General features: G+C 56.0%; 16 protein-coding genes. 6 read left to right on the plus strand and 10 right to left on the minus strand.

The features are described 5' to 3' along the window. Window positions 1–240: 240 nt before the first annotated feature. Both IQ241_RS18425 and IQ241_RS18430 read right to left on the minus strand, forming a co-directional pair. On the minus strand, window positions 241–864 hold the full coding sequence (locus IQ241_RS18425; RefSeq protein WP_228021839.1) for a phospholipase D-like domain-containing protein: 624 nt from the start codon (window positions 862–864) through the stop codon (window positions 241–243). Between the two features lie 207 nt (window positions 865–1,071). After that, window positions 1,072–3,378: a bifunctional serine/threonine-protein kinase/ABC transporter substrate-binding protein gene (locus IQ241_RS18430; protein ID WP_193910014.1), complete on the minus strand. Its 2,307-nt coding sequence runs from the start codon at window positions 3,376–3,378 to the stop codon at window positions 1,072–1,074. A gap of 186 nt (window positions 3,379–3,564) precedes the next feature. Between IQ241_RS18430 and IQ241_RS18435 the strand changes: the two genes are divergently transcribed. Together IQ241_RS18435 and IQ241_RS18440 are read left to right on the plus strand one after the other, a co-directional pair. Continuing rightward, a complete protein-coding gene (locus IQ241_RS18435; RefSeq protein WP_193910016.1) occupies window positions 3,565–4,911 on the plus strand; it encodes an AAA family ATPase in 1,347 nt (448 codons plus the stop codon). After that, entirely contained in the window at window positions 4,908–6,017 is a 1,110-nt protein-coding gene (locus tag IQ241_RS18440; RefSeq protein WP_193910018.1) for a protein kinase domain-containing protein, read from the plus strand. Before IQ241_RS18435 ends, IQ241_RS18440 begins: the two co-directional genes overlap by 4 nt. Here the strand turns inward: IQ241_RS18440 and IQ241_RS18445 are convergent. The 6 genes from IQ241_RS18445 to IQ241_RS18470 form a co-directional block, all read right to left on the minus strand. Further along, entirely contained in the window at window positions 6,004–7,317 is a 1,314-nt protein-coding gene (locus IQ241_RS18445) for an extracellular solute-binding protein (RefSeq protein ID WP_193910020.1), read from the minus strand. The two genes, IQ241_RS18440 and IQ241_RS18445, sit on opposite strands and share 14 nt — an antisense overlap. Window positions 7,318–7,343: 26 nt before the next feature. Then, window positions 7,344–8,807 carry a glycolate oxidase subunit GlcD gene (glcD, locus tag IQ241_RS18450; protein WP_193910023.1) on the minus strand — a complete coding sequence of 488 codons (1,464 nt, stop codon included), beginning with the start codon at window positions 8,805–8,807 and terminating at the stop codon, window positions 7,344–7,346. Window positions 8,808–8,881: 74 nt separating this feature from the next. Continuing rightward, on the minus strand, window positions 8,882–13,711 hold the full coding sequence (locus IQ241_RS18455; protein WP_193910025.1) for a hybrid sensor histidine kinase/response regulator: 4,830 nt from the start codon (window positions 13,709–13,711) through the stop codon (window positions 8,882–8,884). A gap of 93 nt (window positions 13,712–13,804) precedes the next feature. Beyond that, window positions 13,805–16,411, minus strand: coding sequence for a methyl-accepting chemotaxis protein (locus IQ241_RS18460; protein ID WP_193910027.1), 2,607 nt, complete (start codon window positions 16,409–16,411; stop codon window positions 13,805–13,807). A gap of 54 nt (window positions 16,412–16,465) precedes the next feature. Next, window positions 16,466–16,996 carry a CheW domain-containing protein gene (locus tag IQ241_RS18465; protein ID WP_193910029.1) on the minus strand — a complete coding sequence of 177 codons (531 nt, stop codon included), beginning with the start codon at window positions 16,994–16,996 and terminating at the stop codon, window positions 16,466–16,468. A gap of 15 nt (window positions 16,997–17,011) precedes the next feature. After that, entirely contained in the window at window positions 17,012–17,377 is a 366-nt protein-coding gene (locus IQ241_RS18470) for a response regulator transcription factor (RefSeq protein ID WP_193910031.1), read from the minus strand. 661 nt (window positions 17,378–18,038) lie between these two features. Here IQ241_RS18470 and hmpF point away from each other — a divergent pair. Continuing rightward, window positions 18,039–19,820, plus strand: a complete 1,782-nt coding sequence (gene hmpF, locus IQ241_RS18475) for a pilus motility taxis protein HmpF (RefSeq protein ID WP_228021840.1) — start codon at window positions 18,039–18,041, stop codon at window positions 19,818–19,820. Between the two features lie 74 nt (window positions 19,821–19,894). After that, complete coding sequence (locus tag IQ241_RS18480) at window positions 19,895–20,098, plus strand: glycogen debranching protein (RefSeq protein ID WP_193910036.1); 204 nt, start codon at window positions 19,895–19,897, stop codon at window positions 20,096–20,098. Window positions 20,099–20,100: 2 nt separating this feature from the next. Here IQ241_RS18480 and IQ241_RS18485 read toward each other — a convergent pair whose 3' ends face one another. Then, entirely contained in the window at window positions 20,101–20,436 is a 336-nt protein-coding gene (locus IQ241_RS18485; protein ID WP_193910039.1) for a hypothetical protein, read from the minus strand. Between the two features lie 127 nt (window positions 20,437–20,563). Here IQ241_RS18485 and IQ241_RS18490 point away from each other — a divergent pair, with 127 nt between their 5' ends. After that, on the plus strand, window positions 20,564–20,806 hold the full coding sequence (locus IQ241_RS18490) for an RNA-binding S4 domain-containing protein (RefSeq protein ID WP_193910076.1): 243 nt from the start codon (window positions 20,564–20,566) through the stop codon (window positions 20,804–20,806). 96 nt (window positions 20,807–20,902) lie between these two features. Beyond that, window positions 20,903–21,169 (plus strand): glutaredoxin 3, encoded by a 267-nt coding sequence (gene grxC / locus IQ241_RS18495; protein WP_193910042.1) that lies wholly within the window; start codon window positions 20,903–20,905, stop codon window positions 21,167–21,169. A 61-nt stretch (window positions 21,170–21,230) separates the two neighbouring features. Here the strand turns inward: grxC and hpf are convergent, their stop codons facing one another. After that, window positions 21,231–21,884, minus strand: a complete 654-nt coding sequence (hpf, locus tag IQ241_RS18500; RefSeq protein WP_193910044.1) for a ribosome hibernation-promoting factor, HPF/YfiA family — start codon at window positions 21,882–21,884, stop codon at window positions 21,231–21,233. Window positions 21,885–21,891 lie beyond the last annotated feature (7 nt).

The raw sequence follows: 21,891 nt of genomic DNA on the forward strand, positions 1-21,891 counted from the left end.
CTGTTAGTTTGTAAGCTGCATCCTTGAAGGTGGCTTTGACTTGCTCTGTTAACATCCGCTCTACCGATGGCTCTCTATAAGCCCAGTTTAACCTCATTCAGGGGAGGTTATTTCAACGCTGCTCCCTAAGATCCAGCTTGAGCTAATTGGATCTTAATCGCTTTGTCAATTTCCGTCGCTGCCTGCATTACGCTGCTAATGCCGCTACTTTTTTTTCGAAGGAACCCCCGTCGTTTTCCTTTACAAACCGCAGGCTTGCTTTTGCCGATCGATTTTACTCTGGAGCAGCGGCGTCAGGCCGGTGTAGGCATCGCGGTTGAGCCGTTCAAATTCACGCTTGAAGTGGGCGGCGACGGTAGGGTTTTGGATCACCAGCAGGTTTTCGTCATTCTGGGTATTGGCGGCTTTGCTCCAGTTTTGCGAACCGATAATCACGGTGGCATCGTCGATGACGGCGAATTTGTGGTGCAGTTTATCCCCCTTGAGTAGTTTGGGAGAGCCGACAGTGGTGATTGGCGCGGGCCAGGGATGGTTGTTGGCCTCAATGCGGCAGCGGTGGTCGGGGAGAGTAACGCCCAGCAGGTCGAGGGCTTCACTGTAGCTGCGATAGACAAAGCCGGGGTCGATCAGGGCGCGGAGGGCGACACCGGTTTTGACTTCGGCTTCCAGCTGGTTGGCGATGCCCTGGTCTGAAAAGACGAAAAGGGCCAGATCGATGCTGCGGCTGGCGCGGCTGAGGGTGCTGGCAATCAGGCCGTTGACGCTCTGCTGCCAGGGCTGGGTCGGCGAGAGGGGAGAAAACATGACGGTGAGCGAGCTGCCCGGAATCAGAAAGGTCTCCGAGCCGCGATGGCGCTTTTGCAAGCCAAACTAACTGTCCTTCTGCCCGTCAGGACCATCGCCCCACATCAGGTTGAATTCCGTCTGGAGCAACAGGATTAGCGACTGGGTGAGCCGGAATTTCTGGAGATATGGGATTCATGTTCTAGCTTTTAATGAAGTTCTGTTAGTAACCTAATCCGAGATGAACCATCGGCGTTCATAGGCAGCGCTATGAAGTGGGTTATGACCTCACTCGGGTAGCGGCACAAAATCATAGCCGTAGCCCGAGCGATCGCCCTGTCTGACCGTCACTAGCTGAGGCCGCTGGTTGCGATCTCCCGACGGCAGAAACTTCACGCTTTGAGTTGCGCCCTCTGTCAGAGCCCGATCGCCGCTGAGTACGGCTTCGATCCCCTTGCGGCTAGGCTGATGCTGCAAGGCGGCGACAATCGCCTGGGCCGCGTCATAGGTCGTAGCGGTACGCCAGCTGACATCGCCGCCCCAGTAGTCGTGAGAGCGTTGGGCAAACGCCGATGCTCGATGCGCTTGTAGATGCCAGGGAATGGCTACGACTAGCTGGGTTGCGGCTGGCCCAGCCCGGTCTAAAATTTTGGGATTGTACAAGCTATCACCGCCCAGCAGCGGCAGTTCGCCTTGGTTCGCGGCAATCACCCCCAAGACCGGGTCAAGAGTCGGGGTATTGGCGGCCAGCATCAGCACCTCAGCTCCCGCTTGCCGGGCTCGCTGAACGGCTCTAGCCGCATCGTTGCGAGTGTTTAACTGGGTCAGATCGAACTCGCTGACTACCTCGCCGCCGTCGCTATAGAGCGCCTTGGTAAATTCATGTTTGAGCGATTGGCTGTAGTTACTTTCGGAGTTATAAAAAATGGCGGCCTTACGGTGGTGCAGCGTTTCGAGCTGATAGCTGGCGAGGGCAGAAGCGGCAAAGCGATCGCTCGGCGCGGTGCGAAAGATATAGTCGCCCAGGCTAGAAATTTCAACTGAAGTACTCGTAGGCGAAACCATGGGCAGCTCTTTCTGTTGATAAACTGGGGCAGCAGCCAAAGTAGTATCGCTGCTGAAATGACCAATAACTGCCAGGATGGAGGGGTCTGAAGTTAGCGTATGCGCTAGCTGCCGGGCAATGATAGGATTGTTGTCGTCGTTTACAATCAGGACTTTAAGGGGGATGCCAGCAATACCTCCGGCCCGATTGACTTCATCTTGGACTTGAGCCATGCCACGCAGAATTTCTAAGGCCGGATTTGTACTTTCTTTGAGTGGGGCCGCTACCGCAAATGTGTAGGCACGGCGCTCGCCAATTCGGGCATTGTTTAAGTAAATCAGTGCTTCTGGGTCATTGCGCTGGGTTCCGAGTAAGGCTTCGAAAAGGTCGGTTGCCAGCGAATAGCGACTGTCAGCGTAAGCTGCAATCGCAAGCTGTTTGAAGTCAGAAGTCTGGGGGAGCAGGCTGCGTTCCCCAAAGCTAAGCCGATTGGCCATGGTATCTGGGTTAGGGTCAGACCGATCTGCGCTATTGCTGGCTGCCGTAACCGCTACAGTCGGCTGTGGCGAGTGCGCTAGCTCCCTAAAGAGCGTAGCTGAGCAGAGTGCAACGAAAACGACAAAGCTAACTATGCTAGCGTTGGACAGGGTTTGCCCATCCTTAAGCCTCGGAGTTTGGTCAGCGTGGGAATTCTTTACTTTGGCGATATCAGGGGCATAGCCGTGCTTCTGGCGATTGGGCCTGACCGGATTTAGTGCCGACTGAGCCTGTTGTACGGTTCGAAACCGGTCTTCAAGATCAGGTTGTAACAGCCTCTCTAGCCATCTGCACAAGACGGGTGAGAGCGATACCCGCGAACGAAACCAGATTTGATTGCGCCACCTTGGCAGAGTTTCGGGTGACTCTCCCAAAGCCAGAAACAGCAGGGTCAGGCCCAAGCTGTATAGGTCTGAAGCAAAGCAAGCCTGGCCGCGGAGCTGCTCGGGGGGCATGTAGTCCAGCGTGCCAACGAGAGTGTCGCTGCCAATCGCGGTCTGACGATAAATATTTTTGACTGCGCCAAAGTCAACCAGAGAGAGCTGACCTTGGGACTGGTAAATTAGGTTGTCGGGCTTGATATCGCGGTGGATGACGGCGGGTTCACAGGTGTGCAAATATTGCAAAATAGTGAGAATCTGCTGCGCGATCTCAACTATCTCCGTTTCGCCAAATTGCCGTCCCGCTTTCACTAGATTTGCCAAAGATTCCCCAGCAGCCAGCGACTGCACGAGATGAAAATGTTGATCGGCGTCTTCGTTGGTCTGGAAATAGTCGATATATCTGGGAATACCGGGGTGATCCAGCCGTTTTAAGACCTGAGCTTCTCGCTCAAACAGGTCGAGCATCTTCCAATCGTCAATTTGCTTCAGTGAGAGGACTTTGATCGCCACCGGGCAGTCCAAGTCAATCATTTGAGCTTTATAGGTATGGCCAGTGCTGCCCTGGCCCAAAGTTGACAAAATTTGATAGCGATCGCTCAGGGCGTGACCGCGAGTATAGGGAATCAGCATGGAGCACCTCCAATAGTAGAAGCCATAGGCCGAAAAGCTTGGCTTAGAAAATTTAGGTACCCTCAAACTTAGTTAGGCCAGATGCCATCCGGCGGATAGAAGCGGTTATGAAGTTGGTTATGAACTGTCAGCTCAGGCGAACAGTTCCGCTAGGATAAAGTCACTCGTTAGCGGATTGCCCAATCCATGCTTCCTCCGCCTACGCTATTTACCGAAGCGGCTCAGGGCTGGCACTTAGAGCGCCTCTATGCCGACCTGGCGGTGGCCAAGGGCCAGTTCGCTTCCCATAAGAAGCCGGGTCTTACCTCGGTTGAGAAAGTCAGGCTGCGAGGATTGCTGTGTGGTTACAGCCCCGCCGAAATTGCTCAACAGCAGTTCACGGCGATTAAGACAGTGGAGGTTGCCCTGAGTCAGACGCTCTATCGCTACGTCGAGGCGCTAACTGCGCGATCGCTGAATACCTTAGAAAGCTGGCGCAATGTCGCCGACTGGCTGCGGCAGGCGGGGTACGAAAACGCGGTGATTGAAATTAACTGGCAGCAGGTTCCTGACGTGCCAGTTTTCTACGGACGGCAGACAGAGCTGAGCCAGCTTCGGGACTGGGTCGAGCCATCAGCCGCATTGGCCTGCCGCCTGATTACGCTCTATGGCCCCGGCGGCATTGGTAAGACGACGCTGGCGATTAAGCTGGCGGAGGCGACGCGATCGCGCTTTGACTGTCTGATTTGGCAGTCCCTCCGTCACCGGCCCCAGCTCACCGCCGTCCTCTCTCATTGGCTCAAAGCTTTGCCCCAGCTACCGACGGCTCCTGCTGCATCGCTGTATGAGCAGATCTCTCAGCTCATGGCCTATCTGCGCGATCGCCGCTGCCTGATCCTGCTCGACAATCTCGATACAGTGCTACAACCGGGCAACCTGGCGGGTCAATACCAGGAGACTTACCGCGACTACAGCGAGCTAATTCGACGTTTGGGCGAAGAGCAGCATACCAGCTGCGTTATCATCACCAGCCGCGAACTCACCCGCGAGATTGCCCGACTGACCGGACCGCAGTGTCCCGTGCGATCGCTAAAGATTCAGGGATTGGGTCCCGCCGCCCGCCAGATCTTGGCCGAAGAAAATCTACAGGAAGATCCGCAGTGGAACCAGCTGATTCGGATCTACCGGGGCAATCCGCTGATTCTCAAGCTAGTCTCTAATACGATTCGGGAAATCTTTAGCGGCAGCGTCATCAGCTTTCTCAGGCAGGGGATTACGCTGATTACGAGCGACGTCAGTCGGCTGATTGAGCAGCAGTTTGAGCGGCTTTGCCCGGCTGAGCAAAGCTTGCTCTACCGGCTGGCTAGGGCAGGCGAACCGCTCCCGCCGGAAGCCCTGCAGCAGCCCCCCGGGCCAGAGACTTTCCAGGCGCTGGAGTCGCTGGTGCGGCGCTCTTTGGTTGAGCGCAGCGCCGCTGGCTTCACCTTGCGCCCGGTGGTTAAAGAATACGTCTATGCCCGCTGGCAGCGTGAGCAAAGAGAGACCTCAGCGTGAGCTACTGTATCAACCCCAAATGTAGCCATCGGCTCAATCCAGACGCGCAGCAGACCTGTCAAGCCTGCGGGACGCCGCTGATGGTGCAGCAGCGATACCGGCTGCTGGAGCCTCTGCGGGCGCTAGACGAATGGGACACGACCGAGATTTTTGAGGTCGATGACGGCGGCCAGCGGCGGGTGTTCAAAATTCTGAAGGCGGCTAAGCTGCTGCCCCATTTTCAGCGAGAGGCTCAGACCCTGCAGCGGGTCAGGCATCCTGGGATTCCACAGGTCGAGCCAGACGGCTTTTTTACGATCGAGGTGCCCGCTGGGCAGGTGCATTGTCTGGTGATGGAGAAGGTTGCAGGACACACGTTAGAGCAGTGGCTCAAAGAACACGGCCCGATTTCAGAATCATTAGCGGTTGAATGGCTGGGCCAGATGGGTGAAATTCTCCATCAGATTCACACCCAAGGTCTGTTTCATCGGGATATCAAACTCTCCAATATGATGCTGCGGCCCCAGGGTCAGCTGGTCCTGATCGACTTTGGGACGGTGCGTCCTGTTACCAATACCTATCTGGCTAAAATCGCGGTTGCGCAAGAGGTCACCAGCGTGGTTTCTCCGGGGTATACCCCGCTGGAGCAGATCAACGGCAAGGCCGTCCCGCAGTCCGACTTTTACGCCCTAGGTCGCTCTATTGTGCATCTGCTTACCGGGCAGCACCCCGTTGGCCTCCCTGAAGATGACCAGACCGGCGAGCTGGGCTGGCAGCCGAGCGCCCCGCCCCTTTCTCCGCGACTGGCACAGTTGATTGACCAGCTCATTGCGCCCTTTCCCCGGCAGCGCCCGCTCAGTGCCCAGGCCATTTTGCAACAGCTGGCCCAGCTGTCTGCTTCAGCGCCATTGGCGGCTCAGCCTTTGCCCCAGTCAGCGCTGAAAAGGATTCTTCAGCCGTCGCTGCGAACTTTAGTTGCGCTCAACGTGGGGCTGCTGTGCTTAAATCTACTGCTGGGCTGGTATCGATTCGCGTCACCTGCGGACACCGATCAGAGCTATGAAGCGGCTAACGGGGTTAGTTTGCCGCTAGCCAACGTCAGCCTAGCGAAGTTCAACCGGCTTTGAGCAGCGCCCGAGTCTGAGCCGCCGCTTCCTGCATCTCAGTTTGGATGAACGTCTGCGATCGCGCCCCCACCAAAATCCGCGAGAGATGATCTTGCAGCACTTCAGAAAGAGCTGAGTAATGTGGCGACTGGGGCCTTAGCACCGAGCGGGTCTGGAGCCAGTCTAGGATCTGCGGCAGCTCTGGATAGGCTTGAACCAAATCGGCATCGTTAAATAACGCCGTCCGACTGGGCAGGTATCCCGAGGCTAGCGCGAGTTTTTTCTGAGCTGCCGCGCTCGTCAAATATTCCAATGCCCGCCAGGCTGCCTTGGGATGGGCGGTATTGCTGGCGATGCCTAGCCCCCAGCCCCCCTGACAGCCTTCGCCGATACCGCCCTGACTCGGGACCGGGCGTACCCTGAGCTGAGCCGCTACCGCTGGCTGGCTGGCTTGAATCCGCTTTTGGAAGTAGTGCCAGCCCCGCATCGCGGCGACTTTCCCGGCCAGAAAGCGGCTGAGCGTCGCCTCTTCATCATCGCTGGTGACATCCCGGGGCGAAATTCCCTGCCGGATCAGCGCCTGTAGCCAGGTCGCAGCCTGAATCGCCGCTGGCTGGTCGAGTCCGACTTCCCCTGTCTCAGCGTCCAACCAAAATCCGCCAAACCCGGCTAAAACTTCGCTGAACATCACCGCTAGCCCCTCATATTGCCTGCCCTGCCAGAGATAGCCCGCGCTCAGAGACTGCGCCTGCTGGGCCGCTGCGATCGCGGTTTGCAGCTGCTCAAAGCTGATGGACTCTGCGGGTGGCAGAGACAGTAAGTCCTGCCGGTAGAACAAAAGTCCCAAATCGGTATGCATTGGCAGCCGATAGAAATTGCCTCTGTGCTTTCCGGCTTCTACCTCACTCGGTAAAAATGCGGCCAGATCGACCGAGTCTGACCGCGAAATATCTTGGGAGAGATCTCGCAGTCCCCCGGCGGCGGCAAACTGCTCTAGCCAGACGATATCGATATACACCAGGTCATATCGAGACCTAGCGGTTTCTGACTGAGCCGCGGATTCGAAACTGTCTGCATAAATTGCCCGCAAATTGTCTGTCGTATAGTCATTGTCTACCCGATAAGCGATGTGAATGCCGGGGTTTTGGGCTTCGAAGTCCTCAATTAGCTCGCTCCAGTAGGCTGCTTCCACTGAGGGAATTCTCAGCGAAAGCGTCACTGGCCAGGTTGACCACCAGAAAATCAGCGCAATCAGCTGGAGGACTAACAGCAGCCACAGGAACTGAAAGGTTCTAGTTCGTCGCCGAATTGCTTTGCTCATCAGGAACTCTGCGCACGGTTGGCCAGTTAAAACCGCTCTATTAAATCATTGACCCTGATGGAAACATTGGCGGCTTCTCCGCAGGTGCGCGGCGTCGGAAAAATCTTAGTCGGGTTCGCTAGTCCTTTTGGATTGAAGCTGTGCCGCACCCACTGCATGGTTTCGAGGTCGGCGGCGCTGAACATGTCGGGCATGTAACAGCGCTTGTCGGCCCCAATCCCATGTTCACCCGAAATGCTGCCGCCGACCTGAACGCACAGCTTGAGGATATCGCCGCCCAGCGCTTCGACCGCCTCTAGCTCGCCGGGAACGCTGTTGTCATAGAGAATCAGCGGATGCAGGTTGCCGTCTCCGGCATGAAAAACGTTGGCCACGCGGTAGCCGTGCTTTTGACCTAGCGCCTCAATTTCCTGTAGCACCCGGGGCAGCTGCGTCCGGGGAATCACGCCGTCCTGCACGTAGTAGTCGGGGCTGAGCTTGCCCATGGCGGCAAAGGCAGCCTTGCGGCCCTTCCAGAGTCGCAGCCGGTCTTCGGGCGCGATCGCGACGGTAATCTGCCTTGCCCCATTTTTGTAACAGAGGGCTTCGATCTCAGCCGCATGGGCTGCCACTTCAGCGGTGGCGCCGTCGATTTCGATCAGTAGAATCGCGATCGCGTCGCGGGGATAGCAGTTCGTTGCCACCACATCCTCGACCGCATTGATGCTGAAGTTGTCCATCATCTCCATTCCAGCGGGAATGATGCCAGCGCCAATAATGTCCGAGACCGTAGCCCCTGCTGCTTCGACGCTAGCAAAGTCGGCCAGCAGCACTTGGACAGATTCAGGAGACTTAAGAATTTTTAGCGTAATCTCAGTGACGATGCCCAGCGTTCCTTCTGAGCCGACAAACAACCCAGTTAGGTCATAGCCCGGCGTTTCCGGCACCGTACCGCCGACTTCGATCACGTCGCCATTGGGCAATACCAGCTTCAGTCCCAATACGTGGTTGGTGGTGACCCCATACTTAAGACAGTGGACCCCGCCGGAGTTTTCCGCCACGTTGCCGCCAACCGAGCAGACCGACTGACTAGACGGGTCGGGGGCATAGTAGAAGCCTGCCCCGCTGACGGCCTCAGTCACCCAGTTATTGATCACGCCGGGCTGGACGACAACGCGCTGATTGTCGTAGTCGATTTCTAGAATCTGTCGCATACAGGCGGTGACAATCAGGACGCAGTCCTCGATCGGCAGGGCTCCGCCCGAAAGGCCGGTACCGGCGCCACGAGTGACGAAGGGGACCTGGTAGCGATCGCAGATTTTTACCGCCGCCGCGACTTCCTCGGTTGTTCTCGGCAATACCACAATTGCGGGTCGCTGCCGATAGCTGGTCAGCCCGTCGCATTCGTAAACCAGCAGTTCCTCTTTGCGCCGAACGACCCGGTTTGGGTCCAGGACAGCTTCAAAGTCGGCGATCAGCGGCTGCCAGCGGCGAGTAGCGACTATGACCATTTTAGGGGATCCTCAAAGGACGGATAGCCCGATCGTAGCCTAAGATACCGCCCTCTGGCCTACTCTGCTTTGGCCTACTCTACGCCTTTGCCTGTCTTCACCAGAGATTCGCCGTTGAGCATCCGCTGTGCCGCATCGAGCAGCGCTTCTTCCAGGTAGGGCTTGGTGAAGTAGCCGCTGGCTCCCAAGTCAACCGCCATCTGCCGATGTCGGTCGGCCCCGCGAGAGGTCAACATGGCGATCGGGGTCCGCTTCAGGCCGCCATCTTTCTGCATCCGGGAAAGCAGCTCCAGGCCATCCATCCGCGGCATTTCAATGTCGCAGAAGACCAGGTCGCAAGGCAGACCTGAGCGTAGCTTCTCCCAGGCTTCCTGACCGTCGCGGGCCTGCTCGACCCGGTAGCCGACTTTGTGGAAGCTCATTGACAGCAGTTCGCGGACCGTAATTGAGTCGTCTACGATCAGCACCGTCGGCTCTGTCTTCACCGGCACGACGTTGTCAGCCGCGTCCTGATCGCCCTGAGCCCACATCATCGAAGCGGTCTCACGCCGCATCCGCCCGGTGGCAATATCGATCAGCTCTAGCACATCGGCAATCGGCATCACCCGTCCATCACCGAGCACAGTGGCCCCGGCAATCCCAACTGGCTTCGGCACAGGAGCCTCCAGCTGCTTGATCACAATCTCCTGCTCGCCAATCACCTGATCGACTTGGAGCGCGATGAAGCTAGTCGCACTGCGCAGTACGATGACCGAGACGATATCTTCTTCCTGGTTGCCCCCGTAGACTCGGCCCCGGCCCAGCATCCGATTCAGCTTCAGAAGATCAGTCAGAGACTGATAGGGCAGTAGCGAATCACGCCAGTGGATACAGGGCTGTCCCTGAGCATTGTGGGGAATCTGATCGCGAGGCAGGTCAAACATGTCCTCCACCCCATCCATCGGGAAGGCGATCCGGGCCTGGTTGCTCACACAGCTCAGCGCTTTAGAGATGCTCAGCGTCAGCGGCAGACGAATCGTAAAGCTTGTGCCTTTACCCAGCTCAGAGTCAATCGTAATCGTGCCGCGGATCTCAGACAGGGAGGTTCGTACCACATCCATGCCGACGCCCCGACCCGAATAGTCATCGACCTGATCGCGGGTACTGAAGCCCGGATGGAATAGCAGTTCGTAGATGTCGATGACAGACAGAGTATTGGCCTCAGCCTGGCTAATTAGCCCTTTCTGTACGGCTTTGCCTTTGACTAGCTCCGGGTCAATGCCGCCGCCGTCATCAGCCACATAGATAACGGTTTGATTGCCTTGGTAGAAGGCGCGGACGGTGATCGAGCCTTCTCGGGGTTTGCCTGCCGTCTCACGAACCTCGGGCGATTCAATGCCGTGGGCAATGGCGTTGTTGACCAGATGCGTCATCGGGTCGTAGAGCTGCTCCAGGAGCATCTTGTCGATTAGCGTATCGCGGCCTTCGACCACCAGCCGGGCCTCTTTACCGCATTTGATGGAAATATCTCGAACGGCTCGCGGCAGCCGATCGGCGGTTTGGGAAAAGGGCACCATGCGGGCTTTGTTTAGACCTTCTTGCAGCTGCATGGTCGCCTGCCGGAACTGGCGCGTCACCTGGTCTGACGACTCGACCGTATAGCTGATGTCAGAAGCCGACTCTCGCACCCGGACGGTCAGCTCAATCATCTCCTGAGACAGCGAGTGAAAGCCGGTAAAGCGATCCATTTCCAGCGCGTCAAAGGTCGCTCCGGTTGCATGGCTAGTCGTGGACGTCTCGCGAGTGCCGGCCAGCTGATAAGCCTGGCGGCTGGCCATGAGGGAGCTTTCGAGCAGCGATCGCTCATAGAGATCGCGGATTCTCTGGCCGACGTCGTTCAGCTGCTGGACTTGGAAGAGCAGATTGTCTAAAAACTGCCGCATCCGCTCCTGGTCTTGCTCCAGCGTGTTCCGATTGACGACGAGTTCTCCAACTAGGTTGCTAAGGTTGTCTAGGTCTTTGACGACGACTCTCATGGTCTGGTCGCTGAGCCCGGTCGAACGGCGCGGCGGTGGAGCAGCCGGGCGGCGCGCGATGGGTGCTGAAGCAGTCGGCTCCGGCGTATCACCATCTTCTAGCAGCCGCTCCAGGTCACCAAAGTCAGTTTCATCGTTGGCATGGGACGGTGCCGGAGACGCGATCGCGCTGGGTGTTTCATCCACTCCGTCGTCTTCCAAGAGTGCATCTAGAACGTCAAAATCGAAGTCGGAACCGTCGGTCGCCAGGGCTGCGTTTGCAGTGCCCACAGCAACGTTTGCTGTGGGCTCAGGGGAGTCCTCTAGCAAGGCATCTAAATCGTCAAAGTCAGCATCGTCAACCGCCCCGTCTACGGTTTCATCGGCGTTCTCAGTGCTGCTCGGGGTCAGCTCCAGCAGCAGATCGGCGTCCTCTTCTAGATCAGCATCCAGACTCAGGTCAGGGGCGTCAGTATTCTCTTCCCAGATGCGATCTAGGTCGGGTCCATCAGACGCAGCTGCATCGCCGAACAGGTCTTCCTCAGCAGCGTTTTCTGCCTCGGTAGAAGCATCATCCCAATGTTGGGATGATGCTGGCGCGACAGTCTCTAGGATTGGCGCCGCTTCCGCATTACCGAAATCCGCCGCATCAAAGCCTAAGTCTGGGTTATCGGCCTCCAATTCTTCAGCACTAGCCGCAGCCAGATCGGTCTCGTCTAGCTCGAAGCTCAGGTCGTCAATCAGTGCGGCTGCTGCTGACGCTACCTGGGCAGGCGGTGTTTCATGGTCAGGTGCAACCGCGTTGGGTTCGATGTCGTTCCGGTCTAAACCGACCGCGCCGCTATTTTCGGTTTCAGCGAAAAAGTCATCAAACCCGTTAGCAATCTCTGAAGTGTCATGGTCTGTATCCAGGTCAAACAGATCTGTGGACTGTTCACGTGCAGTATCAAGCTCCACTGTGACGCTATCCGTATCGACGCAATCGTCTTCTACCGGCGCTTCTACTACTTCCACCTGGCTGTGGAGCGCTTCACCTAAGTCGAGCGTACCGAAGTCAAGGTCAAAGGACTCTTCTACACTGCTCGCATCTGCCGATAGGGGAGCTTCCTCTACAGCGGTGGCGGATAGCGTTGCTGCTGTAGCCATTGATTCAGTTACAGCCAGTCCAGCGCTATCGAGGTTGTCAAAGATCGAGTCAGCTCCTAGCTCCGTTTCATTCATGCTGAGCTCAGCCAGCTCCGCAGTCAGATTGTCGTCGCCTAAATCTAGACCATCTAACGAAACTTGACTCTCTTCAAGCTCAGCTACACCATTGCCAGATTGATAGATACCATCGGTTTCGGCCATCGGTGAATCAGCCGGGGCCGACTCATTCTCTGAGAGCATATCGCCAAACAGGTCGGACAGCTCATCGCTAGAGTCAGCAATCGGTGGGCTCGCTTCCGAACTCTCATCCTCTAGCAAATCGGCAAAGTCTACAGAGACATCCAAGTCTAACAGCTCAGGTTCGGCCTGGGGCGCTGCCTTAGGGGATGCTTCCGCCTGCCAAGCCGTATCGAGGTCGCTGATATCCCCGTCAAACAGATCGGCCAAACTGTTGAGCTCAGCTGTACCGACATCTGGGCCAGTGATATCCATTGTCGCTAGCAGAGCATCGAGAGATTCGTCCGCTCTCTCACCGCTGCTGTCGTTTCGATCTAAGGTAGAAAGTTCCGGCGGGACTTCACCAAAATCTAGATCGAAGTTGAAGCTGTCAGTTTCAGTCTCGCTATTTTCTAACCAGTCATCGCCCAAGTCGCCCTCATCCGCTGCGATCGAAACCGCGGCCTCTGGCTCAGTCTCCTCAAAAAGATCGTCAAAGTCGGCTGGATCAACCGCTTCATCAACTTCTAGCTCAGGTTCTAGCTCAGGCTCGGGTTCTAACTTAGCAAGACTTGCTTCTGGCTCAGATGCTTCTGGCTCAATCTCCTCTGCGGCCTCTGGTACGGTAACCACGTCAGCCGCTGCCGGTGCCAGTTCTAGCTCGGTAACACTGACAGGCGGCTCGGTAGGGCTGAACCGCTGCTCGCTCTCTTCCAACAAGAGCGCCTGTAGCGCCTCTGAGACTGCAATCTCGGCTGCCCGTCCTGACAGGACCCATTCCTGTGCTTTTTTAAGCTCTTTGATCAAAACTGGCGCCAGCATACGATAACTATTCTCTTCAAAAGAGAGCGCGAGCCAAGCAGTCTGCATCAAATCACACCAGGCCAGTAGTCCAAATCGCTCACCGAGCTGGTTGAGCTGCTGGCAAATATCCTGTAATCTCTGCCGAGACTGATCCGTATCAGCCTGTTTGAAGAGTGCTAGCATCTGGCGAAGCGCGGCAGAGACTTCTGCCGTGAAGGTCGTTTGCAGCGCCTCATCTGAAGCAGCTGAGACCGCACCATTCTGGATTGCGTAGCCGTTAGTGCCGCTGACCGCTGCGACAGGCGGCTGAACTGAGCTGGCGCTCTGTACCAGCTGATTCAAATGCGTCGCTAGCTGGTCAAAGAGGGGTTGAACCCCTGACATGATCTCTTCAGACTTGTCTTGAGTCAGGCCGAAGGGTCCCTGAAGCTGCTCGACCAGCTCCTTTAGAATGTCAAAAACTTGCAGGAATAACGATTCCAACGTGCGGTCTGCCTGGACCGGAGATTCCTTTAGAATCTTAAAATAGTCTTCCATCCGGTGGGCCGTATGCTGAATACTTTCCAGTCCCAGCATGGCAGCCCCACCCTTGACTGAGTGAGCCGCTCTAAAAACTTCGTTCGCCATTTCTGGATCTTCAATCGTGGCCTGAAGCTTTAATAGCCCCTGCTCGATTGTGTTGAGGTGGTCTTTGGCCTCCTCGATGAAATAGCCCATGATGCGCTGTTGTTGTTCAGGCAGCATAGCTGCTTTCTCCCCTAGATACTTAAATTATGGCTAATGAAATGCCGTTGGCAAAGACCGCCGCTGGCAGAACGTAGGCTTAGAGAACCGGGCTTAGCGGCTCTTCTCAGAGTTATCCACCTTGAATCGATCCACTGATGTGAGCAAATCTCGCGCCACTCCAACCAGGTTCTGTAGGGAGCCCGATACCCGCTGAGATTCCTGTGAGGTTTCTTGAGCTGATAGCTCCACCGACTGCATAACCTGGGCTACGGCGCGCGACGTCTCGGTTTGCTCCACGGTATCGGCGGTAATCGAGCGGACTAGGACATCAATCCGGTTAGAAACCTGAATGATATCTTCAAGCGATCGCTTCGCCTGCTCGGCCAGTCGGGTCCCTTCAATTACCTGCTGGGTTCCTTCCTCCATTGCCGTCATGACGCCGCCCGTCTCGCTCTGAATTTGCAAGACAATCTGCTCGATTTCTTTCGATGCCTTGGCGGCTCGGTCCGCCAGCTGGCGGACTTCGTCAGCCACGATGGCAAAGCCTCGCCCAGCTTCACCTGCTCGGGCCGCCTCAATACTGGCGTTGAGAGCTAGCAGATTAGTCCGAGAGGCAATTTGAGAAATCAGCGCCACGATTTTGGAAATTTCTTGGGAAGATTCGGCCAGGCGCTTGACCTTACGCGTGGTGTCAGCCACCGTCTCGCGAATTTCAAGGATTCCCGCAACGGTCCGCTCCACTGCTTCCCCTCCCCGTAGGGCCGTCGCCGATGCGGTGCGAGCCACTTCCTCAGCTTCGCGGGCGCTTTCAGCGACTCGCTGAATCGAGTCGGTCATCACCTGCACTGAGTTAAGCGTTACAGCAAGCTCCTCAGCCTGGCGCAGCGCATCCGCAGACAGGCTGCGGGCAAAATCCTCATTTTCGGTGGAGCCTTTGCTCACCTGGCGAGCCGCTATGCTGACCTGCTGAACAATCTCTCTTAGATTTTGAATCGTCAGGTTAAAGGAATCGGCTACAGCCCCGAGGACGTCGGCAGTGACTTCGGCTTTAACCGTCAGGTCACCCCGAGCGGCGCCCTCAACGTCATCGAGTAGGCGAATCACCTGACGCTGCAAATCTTCCTTGGCCTGCTCCTGTTCTTGGGCTTTGCGTTGGGCCTCACCCGTCGTGGTCAAAATAATCCGGGCCATCTGATTGAAGCTGGCCGACAGCTGCCCAAACTCGTCTTCGGTATAGACGGTTGCCCTGGCCGTCAGGTCGCCCTGAGACACCCGGTCAAACTGCGACTTGAGATTGTCCACGGATTGCTGAACTCGCCGATCGATAAGGTAACCGAGCCCCATCACCGTGCCAAAGCTAGCGATGAATGCCATGCCGCTGGTGGCGACCGCAGCTGGATAGTTGCGGCTGACTGTGTCTGGTGTATCGACGGCAGGCCGCCCCGCCGCGAACAAATAGTTCACAGCTGCGACTGAAATCATGGAAACAGCGCCTACCGAAGCGGCTAGCACAAGCCGCTTGATTAGAAGGGGCGCGTTTTCCAGCGGAGCCAGCCAGCCCTGCTCAACCGCGACCGGTTCGCTAGCGGCTTCTGATTTAGTAAATACCGGCAGCGGTTCGACCGGTTCAGTGGAACTGGCTCGGCTCTGATGTTTAGCCGGAGCGGACTGGCTGCGACCATATCCAGAGCTCTGAGCAGTTTCTAAAGCCTTTGCTGGCATTGCACTCGCCCCAACCGACGGGCCCCCAACCGACGGGCTAGTGAAGCCAGCGGAACTGTCAGACAGCTCAAAGTCAGATAGATTGTTAAAGTCATCAAATTCGTCAAATTCATCTAGAAAGTCATCGCTTTGCTTCGCCTCAGGCGGATTGAGCGAACCGGAGCCAGCAGACAGGGAGTCTAGCTCACCCAGACCTGCCAATCCCGCCTGCTCAGGTGCAGCGGGATCTGCCTGAGGCGATGAGGAAGACGAAAATCGTTCGGAAGCAGGGCCAGCCATAGAATCAGGCTCTGACACAAATAGGGTCTGATCTTCTGAGGAGAAATTTTGAGATTCGAACGAAAAGTCTGATAGTTCTGCGCTTAGGCTATCGCCATCCGACATCTCAGCCGAGAGAAAATCATGCTGCTCTGGCGCACTAGCCGAGCTATGTAGCGGCTCTGACGACCCAAAGGCCTGATCAAACTCGTCTATATCAAAGGGCGACGGTGCGCTAAAGGAGGTAGCATCATCTTCTGCATCTAAGGTTAGCTCAGAGTCAGCTAGCGCAAAGTCCTCTGCCTCACCCCCAAACGGGTCGAAAAAGTCCGTACTGGAATTTCCTGCGCCATTAGTCTCTACAGTTGACATGGCAGCATCTTCAAGCTTGAACTCGGCATCGCTGTGGACCTCCGGTTCGTTCAGTTCGTCGTCAAATTCATCGGGTCCGCCTCCACCCTCAGCGGCCTGCTTGGCATAGGCCAAGCCATTGTTGGCGTAGTCTATAAATTCGGGGTCCGAAGTCAGATTCAGCACTGACTGATATTGGGCCTGGGCAACTTCGAACTGATTGAGGCCATAGCAATAAATATGTCCCTTCAGCAGCAGCACGTTCGGGTCAGTCGGGTAGTCATCAGCCAACTGATCAATCGCGCTGGCCGCTTCTTCGTAGCTCCCCTGCATGTAGGCTTTTTCAGCGGCTTGATAGGATTGTGAGTAGCCAGTGCCTGATGTCATTTGTCTTCTCCTAGCCAGTTCTAGAGTCCCAGTGGGTATGGTGTGCGCAATGTGCTAAGCTGCCCAGCGAGCCGAGCGAAGAATAGCCAGATGGTCGAGCAGTCGCAGTGAGCGGTTCGTGGCTGCATCGAGCACCCACTCCCCCTTTAGAAAGGGTGCCATTGCGTCTGAATAGTCGCGTGACACCTGGACCGAATCAATATCTAACCAGTCTGTACCCACGATATGGTCAACCGCTAGGCCTAACATGGTTCCCTGTTCCTCGACTGCAATCACAGGAATCTCCGCCCGGTCGGTACTCATCGGCTTGGGATGACCTAAGAACTGACCCAAGTCAGCAACCCAAATCACCCGGCCCTGCTCATTTAGAGTACCCAACAGCAGCGGTGATACATTCGGTACGGGCGTAATTCTATCGGGAGCCTGCTCAATGATGCGTCGAATTCCAGTTGCCGGGAGCGCAAACTCATCTCCGGAAGTGACATAAAAGCGCAGATGCAGTTCGCCCTCGGGCGTCTCTAGCTCTTGCAGCTCAGGAGCTTGGTCTTGCCCGATGCCAGTTTGAAAGTCAGGATTTCCTATCATAGATCCTCTCTTTAACTATCCCCGTAAAAGCTGTTTGACGGTGCCGACGAGTTCCGTCGGCTGAAATGGTTTGGCAATGTAGGCATCGGCCCCTTGCTTCATGCCCCAGTAGCGGTCGAAGTCCTCGCCTTTAGAAGAGCACAGAACGACGGGAACGCTTTGGGTCGTCGGGTCAGATTTAATCCGACGGCATACTTCGTAGCCGTTCATTTTGGGCATGACGATGTCCATAACGATAATGTCGGGCAGATGTCCTTGAATACATTCAAGCGCTTCCATCCCATCTCCTGCCACGCTAACGTCTAGGCCACTTCCTCGCAGCAGGTCTGTGATCATTTCTCGCTGGGCAACGCTGTCTTCGACAACTAATACTGTGCTCATAATCTCATCCATTGCCCGCGACTCCAATGCCCGCGACGGGCTGTCTCAAGTTCAGCCCAGTTTATTATGCCCCCATTGTCTGAGCCCGATCGGCCTGCAAAATAAATCAGGAATCGCTGCTCCTCCGTTGGCGGTGACGGCGTCACCATAGCGCTAGATTTGCGCTTAGATGTTTAGATAAAGTACCCTCAGTTGCATGGCTTTTATAGCAGTCTTCCTAGTTTTTTACCGCTCTACCTCAAATTGACGGCCTGATCAATCAATCGTCGATTCTGAGGCAGCAGTTTTTGTTTGCAGCAAACGCTTGAAAAGCTCAGCCTGTGAGGCTCAATAAGGCCCAGATAAAGCTCAGTGGTTCACTATGGTTTAAGCCTGCCCGGGATGGATCGATTTCTAACTTATTTTGCTTGATATTTCAGCTGTAGCCCGGGTTTAGGCTCATGCTTTGCGAAAGATGGGGTCGGTTTGCTCAGTTGCGATCGCGTTGCGATAGGGGCCAGCCGAGACGATATCGATTGCTGTTGATTAACCCAGAAAGCCGGGTAATCTAAGCCCAAGAGACCAGCGTCAGCGGGCAGCTCGAGCGGATATAGTCGGCTGCTACCAGCGGTTGCTCCCGACTTATCCGTGGGCATACTAGGTCTCAACCCGATACCAGCCTATGCGAGGACTTGCAAGCGTGCTTTATCTAGCTGAAGTACAAAGGAAGAGTGGATTCATTGGCAGCAGTAAGGCCGAGTTTAAGTTCCTTGCCTGCCAGCGTTCTGAGCAAAATTGGAGCGCCGTTCCCGGAGACGAGCATATCCCAGCCCCAGACGATGCGACCTACGGAGCAGGCGCGTTGGTCATGGTCGAACTGACCAACAGCCGTCAGATCCAGCGCCACTACGAAGCGGGTCGCTCGCTGGTCAATATTCTGCAAAACTTTTCTAGCCTCAGCAAAAAATTTAAGACTCAGGAAGACGAAATCGAGCAGTGGAAACAGTCGCTGACCTACCAGAGTCAGGAGCTGAACCGACGTGAGATGGAAATTGAGGTGAAGCAGGAAGAAATTGAGCAGGCTGCCGCTGAGCTGGATCAGGTCGCCATTGAGCGGAATGAATTAGAGCAGCATAAGGCCGAGGTTGAGGAGCTGAGAATCGATCTAGAGCGCAAGAATAGCGAACTAGAAGGCGCCTGGGCCCACCTCAATGGCGAAATTCAGCGGTTTGAAGAACGTCAGGCCGCCGGGATTGCCAGTTCTGGCCTGGACGAACAGCAGATGCAGCAAGTTCAGATGGCCCTAGAGCAGCTGATGGGTACGGTGATGCCGACCGAAAGCGTGCGCGAGCATGTGACTCAGTCTTTTGACCTGATCGCTCAGCAGCAGGCCGGCCTAGATCAGCATTGGCAAGCCCTTGAGCAGAAGCAGTCTGCCGTAGGCGACCGGCAGCACAAGCTCAGCTCCCAGTCCGAAGCGCTCGACCAGCAGAAACAGAGCGTTGCCGAAGCTGAATCGCAGCTTCAGTCGGCGCAGGTCACCCAGCAGCAGCAGCAGGCGCGACTAGAGCAGCTCGAGCAGCAAAGCCAGACCTTTTCGCAGCAAATAGAGGCCCAAAATAGCCTTCATCAGCGCGTATACGACTTGCTCAACGCTTCTGACCAGGTGCGACTGGGCAAAAAGGTTGATGTCTCGGCGCTAGAGGAGATGCCGATTGAGGCGCTCCAGTCTTTGGTCAGTGACCTAGAGCAGGACCTCGACAAGATGTCGCGCTTTGTCAGCGACCAGGAAGAAGAGCTAAAGCTGGAACAGCAGGCAATTGACGAGCTGGGCAGCAAGATTGCCGCCGCCAACGAATACGATCGAATGCAGCTAGAAGCGGAAATGACCGATGAGAAAGACCGCTACCAGATGCTCAACCAAACGCTGGTGGGCCAGCGGCGTAACCTGCAAGAGCGGGGCGAAATGCTCAGCCAGCATCGGGCTGTGCTGCTGCGACGCCAGGGCCATGCGATCGAGAGCGAAAATCCAGAACCCGCTGATCTAGAGCCGGTTTTAACGCACATTGATGAGATGCGGCAGCAGCTAGCCGAGCGGGTTCAGCAGCTAGACGCAGAAGCCGCTGGTCTTCGGTCCCAGATCGAATCCTGCCAGCAGGAAGTTGAGCGAGGGCAGCAGGAGCTGGACAATCAGCGACAGGCGCTGCACCAGGCAGAAGCCCAGTTCTCCAGTCAGCAGGCTGAGGTGGTAACGCTCCAGGGTCAAATTCAGCTTTACGAAGGCATGCTGCATCCGGTGCAGGGCCGCCTGAATGACTACCGGCAGCAGCTGGAGCAAATTTCAAACCTGATCGGTCAGTTTCAGGAAACCAGTGACTATCAGCTGCAGGCGATCGCGGGTATGCAGCAGACCATCCAGTCGCTTGCTGCCGCTGAGTCCACTCCAGAATACGCCGCCGTTTAGGAATAGAACGATCGATCGGCTTGGGGACTCTGCCTAAATTTGGTAGAGTTCCTTTAGCCTTTTCTGAGCCCGGCATGATTTGGATTAATGAACAGGTGGATGGCTGCGGCATTGTACATGCCTGCATTGCCTGCCAGAGCGAAGCCTATGCCCGGGACTGCCATCAGTCATTTCAAGATAACCTGACCGAGGCCCAGAAGCAGGCTGGCTGGATGGCGCAGCTGCGTACGGTACAGTCTTGGGACGAGGTACCGGTAATCGCGCTGAAGCTAGGCTAGGCTTAGCGGTGCCAGTGCCAGCGGCGATCGAGCAGGGTTTTGCTAAAGACCTTCAGGGGGGTCTGGGTTTCGCCTGAAAACAGGGCGAAGTCTACAGCCCCCCGATGTCGCTGAATCTGATCGGCCAGCTCCAGCAGGTCGGGATCGTCAAGGTGAACGCGATAGTCAAACCGCAGCACCATTAGCGGATAGCCCTGGTATCCCGCACCCGGCACAAAGTTCCAGTCGCAGCGATCAAGCAGCACCTGGGCAGACGGGCTAAGCTGTGCCCTGAGCTGTCCGAGCTGGGCAGAGATGCTGGATATTTCTTGGGCTAAACTGACATCTGATCTACTCATAGAGACCCCAGGCTAAAAAAGCGATGGTGGTAGCATGGACAATATTGGGTGACCCTCTGGAATTTGAATCTAAATGCTACTGTCTATTGTAGGTGTTCAGGCTTTGTAGAGCCGTATTTTGGCGATTATGATTGAGGGCTTTATCAAACTCGACCAGTTCCTAAAGCTGATGCAGACTTCTCAATCGGGCGGTGAAGCCAAGATGATGATCCGCAGCGGCCTGATCTCGGTGAACGGTGAGCCAGAGCTGCGGCGGGGCCGCAAGCTCTATGAGGGCGATGTGGTCGCAGTCGATGAGCAGCTGTTCACCGTTCATTTACCACCGGCTCCCGAAGCGGGTTCCAGAGGAAATCTGGAGACTCGGCCCTGAAACTGGGCAACAGCCGCCCGGGGCAGGCCAATCACTGCCCGAAACTTTACACTTGTAAAACACGCTATTTGCCAATCGCCGTCACGGAGGCTGACAATGAACCCAAACGTTGAAATCTATACCTGGACCTGGTGTCCCTACTGCATTCGGGCCAAGGCGCTGCTTGACCGCAAGGGCATTGACTACACCGAATACTGCATTGACGGAGATGAGGCAGCGCGAGCCGAGATGACCGAGCGGGCGGGGCGGCGATCGCTGCCGCAGATCTTTATCAACGGGCAGCCGATTGGCGGCAGCGACGACCTGCACGCCCTTGAGCAGCAGGGCGAACTGGATAGCCTGCTGAGCTCTAGCGCCAGCTGACCCGCTTATTCTCCTCGGAAGGGTCATGTAGTGGGCTGTAGCTACCGCACATAAACCAGCATCAGGAAGCTTTAGAGATCGGCGGCGCGGCCTGGTCAGACTGATGCCCATTGGCAGCGCTAGACTGGCCTTTTCGGGGCTGCAATAGACCATAGCCGCCGTGATTGCGCTCGTAAATGACATTAATTTCGTTCGTTTCTGCGTTCAGAAACATGTAGAAATCGTGGCCAACCAGCTCTAGATGTTCTAATGCTTCGTGAACAGACATGGGCGGCACTGCAAAATACTTTGTGCGGACGACATCAGACGGCAGCTGGGGCTGATGATTCAGAATTTCAGAAATATCGGAAGTGTTGGTAGCGTCTTCGTCAATGGGGGCATCTCCGTTAATGGGGCGAACGGAAACATGTTCCTTGGTGCGACGCTTCTCCTTATATTTTCTCAGCTGGCGGGTAATCTTGTCGGTGACGAGGTCAATGCTGGCATAGAGGTTTTCACTGCTCTCTTCAGCCCGAACTACGGCACGGTTGATATAGATGGTGACTTCGGCAGACTGCTTTGAGGTAACGCGGGGGTTGCGCTCGACTGAGAGGCAAACGTCTACTTCGTTGATTAAACTCTGAAAATGAGCGGCGGCCTTTTCGATTTTCTGATGCACATAGCTGCGGATAGCGTCCGTAATCTCGATATTTTTACCTTGGATAACCAGCTTCATACCAGCT

The sequence above is a fragment of the Vasconcelosia minhoensis LEGE 07310 genome (genome assembly GCF_015207255.1).
Taxonomy (GTDB): Bacteria; Cyanobacteriota; Cyanobacteriia; order Phormidesmidales; family Phormidesmidaceae; genus Vasconcelosia; species Vasconcelosia minhoensis.

What these genes read in the sequence shown, in the direction of transcription:
- IQ241_RS18430 (WP_193910014.1), bottom strand. Translation starts at nt 3,378, where the DNA reads ATGCTGATTCCCTATACTCGCGGTCACGCCCTGAGCGATCGCTATCAA.
- IQ241_RS18480 (WP_193910036.1), top strand. Translation starts at nt 19,895, where the DNA reads ATGATTTGGATTAATGAACAGGTGGATGGCTGCGGCATTGTACATGCC.
- IQ241_RS18455 (WP_193910025.1), bottom strand. Translation starts at nt 13,711, where the DNA reads ATGCTGCCTGAACAACAACAGCGCATCATGGGCTATTTCATCGAGGAG.
- grxC (WP_193910042.1), top strand. Translation starts at nt 20,903, where the DNA reads ATGAACCCAAACGTTGAAATCTATACCTGGACCTGGTGTCCCTACTGC.
- IQ241_RS18485 (WP_193910039.1), bottom strand. Translation starts at nt 20,436, where the DNA reads ATGAGTAGATCAGATGTCAGTTTAGCCCAAGAAATATCCAGCATCTCT.
- IQ241_RS18490 (WP_193910076.1), top strand. Translation starts at nt 20,564, where the DNA reads ATGATTGAGGGCTTTATCAAACTCGACCAGTTCCTAAAGCTGATGCAG.
- hpf (WP_193910044.1), bottom strand. Translation starts at nt 21,884, where the DNA reads ATGAAGCTGGTTATCCAAGGTAAAAATATCGAGATTACGGACGCTATC.
- IQ241_RS18435 (WP_193910016.1), top strand. Translation starts at nt 3,565, where the DNA reads ATGCTTCCTCCGCCTACGCTATTTACCGAAGCGGCTCAGGGCTGGCAC.
- IQ241_RS18470 (WP_193910031.1), bottom strand. Translation starts at nt 17,377, where the DNA reads ATGAGCACAGTATTAGTTGTCGAAGACAGCGTTGCCCAGCGAGAAATG.
- glcD (WP_193910023.1), bottom strand. Translation starts at nt 8,807, where the DNA reads ATGGTCATAGTCGCTACTCGCCGCTGGCAGCCGCTGATCGCCGACTTT.
- IQ241_RS18465 (WP_193910029.1), bottom strand. Translation starts at nt 16,996, where the DNA reads ATGATAGGAAATCCTGACTTTCAAACTGGCATCGGGCAAGACCAAGCT.
- IQ241_RS18460 (WP_193910027.1), bottom strand. Translation starts at nt 16,411, where the DNA reads ATGACATCAGGCACTGGCTACTCACAATCCTATCAAGCCGCTGAAAAA.
- hmpF (WP_228021840.1), top strand. Translation starts at nt 18,039, where the DNA reads ATGCGAGGACTTGCAAGCGTGCTTTATCTAGCTGAAGTACAAAGGAAG.
- IQ241_RS18445 (WP_193910020.1), bottom strand. Translation starts at nt 7,317, where the DNA reads ATGAGCAAAGCAATTCGGCGACGAACTAGAACCTTTCAGTTCCTGTGG.